Raw genomic sequence first — 1014 nt, forward strand, 5'->3', positions numbered from 1 at the left:
CACCGCTGGGCAGTTCTACTGGCCGTCAGTGGGCATTTTCGTGGCCGCCTATGGGCAGTTTTTCATGGCCGCTAACATAATCGCGCACACCTTCAACAACTCATCACGGCGGCAGAGACTGGAGCCAGCACCGCCCGCAGCCCGCGCCGGCGGGCATCAGGTAATGGTCGGCAAGCTGCGCCACAACAGGTCCTTGGCGTCGGAACTTTCCCTGCTTACAGAGCTCCATGCGAAAGGGGCTCTTTCCGATGAGGAGTTCAGCCTCGCAAAGCGCCACCTTCTCGGAGGCTGATTAGCTCAGGGCGATGGGCCGCAGCCCAACGTGAATCGCTCTGCACAAACCATAACCGCGGGCATGAACGACTCGCATCCAGGCGAACGTGGGGCAGGCGCCCGGTAAAGGATCGGTTAACGGGAGATTGGGACCGTCTTCGTTTTACGAAGCTGAGCGATCCCGATGGTTGTAATGGCAGCTGTGCCCAGCAGGACCAGGATTAACAGCCCCAGCAGGGGAGCTCATGCATGGCGAGCTGGGGAATGCGGCCTTCCAATTGTTGGTCGATCTGGACGGGAAGGGACTGGCGCTCTTCTCCAAACAATTTTTCAGCGTCGGGGTTGTCCATACGAACATCTCCGCCGCCGCATAGACGCTGCGCGGGCGGAGCCCCGACCACCCCACAGCTAAGCTTCCGTGAACTCTTTTCTCTCATGGGGCAATACATCTTGTGACGACCGACAGTGAACTAATACATAGATCCCGCGAGGATCCCAGGCATTCGCCGTGCTGTACGACAAGTACTGCCGTTCGGTGCACAGGTACGCGGCGACCAGGGCAGGTGAATCCGTTGCTGACGACGTCATGGCGCAAACCTTCCTGGTGGCGTTCGAAAGCCTGTCAGCGATGGTCGAAAAGTGAGCCATTTCGCGGGCTGAAAACTGAGCCACTTTGACGCTGGTTATTCTGCCGTATTTTCTGGTCTTGTCGAGGGCAGCGAGTCGACCTGTGTGTGTTTG

At 58.6% G+C, this 1014-nt stretch carries 3 protein-coding genes; all 3 read left to right on the forward strand.

The genetic code is table 11. From position 1 onward, the window contains the following. Window positions 1-292: SHOCT domain-containing protein (locus ACTHQS_RS21010; protein ID WP_440172733.1), on the forward strand; the 292-nt coding region annotated here is incomplete at its 5' end. 226 nt (window positions 293-518) lie between these two features. Then, window positions 519-647: a hypothetical protein gene (locus ACTHQS_RS21015; protein WP_440172735.1), complete on the forward strand. Its 129-nt coding sequence runs from the start codon at window positions 519-521 to the stop codon at window positions 645-647. Window positions 648-781: 134 nt separating this feature from the next. Next, window positions 782-916, forward strand: a complete 135-nt coding sequence (locus ACTHQS_RS21020; RefSeq protein WP_440172737.1) for a hypothetical protein — start codon at window positions 782-784, stop codon at window positions 914-916. Window positions 917-1014: the final 98 nt, after the last annotated feature.

The organism is Arthrobacter sp. SAFR-044, assembly GCF_051965175.1.
Taxonomy (GTDB): domain Bacteria; phylum Actinomycetota; class Actinomycetes; order Actinomycetales; family Micrococcaceae; genus Arthrobacter.

Bases quoted from the DNA above. Each gene is read 5' to 3' on its own strand.
- ACTHQS_RS21015 (WP_440172735.1), top strand. From the start codon at position 519: ATGCATGGCGAGCTGGGGAATGCGGCCTTCCAATTGTTGGTCGATCTG.